4 protein-coding genes are annotated in these 3,906 nt (G+C 54.6%); all 4 read right to left on the bottom strand.

Annotated elements, in window-relative coordinates; genetic code table 11:
- Nucleotides 1-196 precede the first annotated feature (196 nt).
- On the bottom strand, nucleotides 197-1,102 hold the full coding sequence (rimK, locus tag ACILQA_RS10335) for a 30S ribosomal protein S6--L-glutamate ligase (RefSeq protein WP_324479310.1): 906 nt from the start codon (nucleotides 1,100-1,102) through the stop codon (nucleotides 197-199).
- A complete protein-coding gene (locus ACILQA_RS10340) occupies nucleotides 1,099-1,575 on the bottom strand; it encodes an ATP-dependent zinc protease (protein ID WP_395629618.1) in 477 nt (158 codons plus the stop codon). The genes rimK and ACILQA_RS10340 overlap by 4 nt, the downstream gene beginning before the upstream one ends.
- Nucleotides 1,576-1,704: 129 nt before the next feature.
- Complete coding sequence (locus tag ACILQA_RS10345) at nucleotides 1,705-2,349, bottom strand: adenylate kinase (protein WP_395629619.1); 645 nt, start codon at nucleotides 2,347-2,349, stop codon at nucleotides 1,705-1,707.
- 34 nt (nucleotides 2,350-2,383) lie between these two features.
- A complete protein-coding gene (secY, locus tag ACILQA_RS10350) occupies nucleotides 2,384-3,760 on the bottom strand; it encodes a preprotein translocase subunit SecY (protein ID WP_395629620.1) in 1,377 nt (458 codons plus the stop codon).
- Nucleotides 3,761-3,906: the final 146 nt, after the last annotated feature.

The following is a 3,906-nucleotide window of genomic DNA, read 5'->3' on the forward strand; positions in this document are numbered from 1 at the left end:
TAACTCCGGCAATACGTGCCAATTTATTTACTCCTGCTCCACAGGTGTCCCGAAAGACAAACCCTATCTCAACGCTGATGATATTCCGAAACGCACAAAACCAGCGGACGCGAAAAAGCGCTGCTGGCTGCACCAGATGTTCGGAATTGACGTCGCCTTACGGTGAGTCGCGCCAACTGTCAAGGCTGGCGGCGCGCTATCCCTTGCCTTTGGTCTTGGTTTTGCCCGGTATTGCGTTTTCTTCGATGAACGCAATAATCCGGCTCGCAATATCCTTGCCGGTGGCTTTTTCGATTCCTTCAAGCCCTGGCGAACTGTTCACTTCCATGATGACCGGACCATGATTGGACCGTAGCATATCGACGCCAGCGACATTTAACCCCATGGCGCGCGCCGCGCGGACTGCGGTTGATCGTTCCTCCGGCGTGATTTTTATCGCTTCAGCCGAACCGCCGCGGTGCAGATTTGATCGAAAATCACCCTCGGCACCCTTACGCTGCATCGATGCGACAACCTTGTTGCCGATCACAAAACAACGAATGTCGGTGGCATTTGCCTCTTTGATGAACTCCTGCACGAGGATGTTCACGTTCGCGCCGCGAAACGCCTCAATGACGGAGCGGGCCGACTTTTCGGTCTCACCCAAAACCACGCCAATGCCCTGCGTGCCTTCCAAGAGCTTGATGACAACCGGAGCGCCGCCAACCATTTTGATGACTTCATCGGTTTGCTTGGGATCGTGGGCGAATGCCGTTACCGGCAGGCCAAGCCCCTTGCGCGCCAGAATCTGTAACGACCGCAGCTTGTCGCGGGATCGGCCGATGGCGACGCTTTCGTTCAATGACCATACGTTCATCATCTCAAACTGACGCAGCACAGCGAGGCCGTAAAATGTGATGGACGCGCCAATGCGCGGAATGACCGCGTCATATTTGCCGAGCTTGGCACCCTGATAATATGCTTCGGGGCGGTGCGACGTGATGTTCATCGTCACCCGCAACGTATTCAGAATATCAATCTCATGTCCACGCGCCAAGGCGGCTTCGACGAGCCGTTGGTGCGAATATAGGTTGGCGTTGCGTGCCAACATGGCGATTTTCATGTGCTCTTTTGTCCTTGATTCGCTGGCTTGCCCAATACCCAGCGTCGTGCGCTATTGACCAGAAAGCCGCGCCTTAGCGCCCGTCGGCCAATTAGCAAGGGAAAGGCCATGGAACGCCGGTTCGCCAAGGTGAGCTGTCCGTTCCAACACAGCTTACCAAAACAAAATTGCGCTGAGATGACATAGCGTTCTTGCGTGTCACCATTGGACGATCGCACCATGCGCCGGTCGATGACGGGCGCTTCATAGCGCTTTGGCTTTTCGCCCGCATTCAAACGGAACCAAAATTCAACCCACGGCTTGCCATCGCGGACGATAGGTTTGATGCGCGTTGCATGTATCGATGATGTAGCAGCGCCGGTGTCCATTTTCGCGTGCACGTGCGACAGGCCAAGGCTCGGCACATCGACCATTTCGCACCAGCCAATCTCTAATTTTCCGCCTGAACGCGGCTTGCCACCCCCGACAGCCAATTAGATTTGCTCCAATGCCGGCGATGCTGTTGAAGCATATATGGCTGACGTGAGGACAAGATGTTTCATGGAAGGCGTTCCTAACAACCGTTTCCATTTCCGTCACGTTGAACTTGTTTGCGCGGGCGTTCAGCCGATGATGGCTTCAATCGCCTTCGTCACGTCGTCAATCGGCGCCATGCCATCGACACGGCTTACAAGGCCGCGGGCATCGTAAAGGGGCAAGATCGGTTCGGTCTTTGCGCGATACTCCGCCATGCGGGTACGGACGGTTTCTTCATTGTCATCGGGGCGACGCTTAAATTCATGCGATCCACATTTGTCACAGGTGTCGGCTTTGACCGGTTTTTTGAAAACATCATGATAACCATCACCGCAATTGGCGCAGGTGAAACGGCCAACAACGCGTTCGACCAACGCGTCTTCGTCAACAACCAGTTCAATCACATAATGGAGCGTTCGTTGGCGTGCGGACAACAGACCATCGAGAAGCGCGACTTGCGGCGCCGTGCGTGGGTAGCCGTCAAATATCAGGCCCTTGTCCGCAGGGATCGCATCCATATGCTCGCCAAGAATCTCGGCCATCAATTCATCAGGGAAAAGCTTTCCCGCCTTCATGATCTCATCCGCCATTTTACCGACTTCAGTGCCCGCCTTTACGGCAGCGCGCAGGATTTCGCCGGTCGACAATTGCACCATGCCATATTTCTCGACGAGAAATGCAGCCTGCGTTCCTTTGCCTGCGCCAGGAGGCCCCAAAAGGATGATATTCATGAAACGTTTCCCTATTCGTTTCGATGTCGCACCTTTAGCGGGCGCGTCCACCCTTCAACTTGGCCTTCTTCAACAAATCCCCATATTGGTGGGCGAGCAGATGACTCTGAATCTGTGAAATCGTATCAATGGTGACGTTGACCAGAATGAGCAAGCTGGTTCCGCCAATAGCGAAGAACTGCTGCTGGCCAGTTTGGGCCATGACATAGTCGGGCAACAAGCAGACCAATGTCAGATAGGCTGCGCCCAACACGGTGATGCGTGTCAGAACATAATCCAGATAGGATTCGGTGTTCTTGCCCGGACGAATGCCCGGAATGAAGCCACCCGCTTTTTTCAGATTCTCGGATGTTTCTTCCGGATTGAACACCACAGCGGTGTAAAAGAAGCAGAAGAAGATGATACCGAGGCCATAGAGCGCGAGATACACCGGCTGTCCATGAGCCAAATACTGGTTCAACGTGATGACAAAGTCACCCATCGCGCTTTCACCCGCGACCTTGTTTCCGCCAAGCTGTGTAATGGTGATAGGCAAAAGCAACAATGACGATGCAAAAATCGGCGGGATGACGCCAGCAGTGTTGATCTTCAATGGAAGATGGCTGCGGTCAGCCTGCATCATGCCGCGCTGCGTCGCACGCTTTGGATATTGAATAAGCACCCGGCGCTGGCCGCGCTCCATGAAACAGATCAGCAAAGTCAGGCCGACGAACATCAGCAGGAAGCCAACGATTAGAAAACCGCTTATCGATCCGGTCCGCCCACCTTCAAGAAGCTGTGCGAACAACCGTGGCATTTGGGCGACGATACCCGCCATGATGATCAATGAGATACCGTTGCCGATACCGCGCGATGTAATCTGCTCGCCTAACCACATCAGGAACATGGTGCCGCCGATAAGGCTGATGGTCGCAACGACACGGAACATCAGGCCCGGCTCAACAACCGCGCTAATGCCATTGGCCGCAGCGAGGCTTTCGAGTCCTGCAGCGAGGAAATATCCCTGCACCGCCGTCAGAAACACAGTGCCATAGCGTGTGTACTGATTAAGTTTCTTGCGTCCGCTCTCGCCCTCTTTCTTGATGGCAGCAAGCGTCGGCGACAGCGATGAAGCGAGCTGCACCACGATCGACGCAGTAATATAGGGCATGACGCCAAGCGCGATGAGGCTCATGCGCTCAAGGCTGCCGCCCGAGAAAGTGTTGAAGATATCGAGAACGCCGCCGGCGGCGTTGTTCGCATAAAGGGCTGCTTGCGCGATGGGATCAACGCCCGGCAGCGGCACGAAGCTCAGCATCCGGAATATGATGAGCGCGCCGATAGTGAACCAGATGCGGTTCTTAAGCTCTGTTGCCTGCCCGAACTTCGATAAATTGAGGTTCGATCCCATTTGGTCGGCCCTAGATGCCATGATATACGTTCCTTGGTTTCGGATTAACCGTGAATGCACAATAATCGCGCAACGGCTTCACCCCAAAAATTTCGCCTGACTGTATCTGGACGAACCCCAGAAATGTCAAACCCCGCCAGCCCATATCGGGAAGCGGGGCTGGCATG

Origin of the sequence: Sphingorhabdus sp. (assembly GCF_044239005.1) — a bacterium.
Lineage (GTDB): Bacteria > Pseudomonadota > Alphaproteobacteria > Sphingomonadales > Sphingomonadaceae > Sphingorhabdus_B.

Bases quoted from the DNA above. Each gene is read 5' to 3' on its own strand.
- rimK (WP_324479310.1), bottom strand. From the start codon at position 1,102: ATGAAAATCGCCATGTTGGCACGCAACGCCAACCTATATTCGCACCAA.
- ACILQA_RS10345 (WP_395629619.1), bottom strand. From the start codon at position 2,349: ATGAATATCATCCTTTTGGGGCCTCCTGGCGCAGGCAAAGGAACGCAG.
- secY (WP_395629620.1), bottom strand. From the start codon at position 3,760: ATGGCATCTAGGGCCGACCAAATGGGATCGAACCTCAATTTATCGAAG.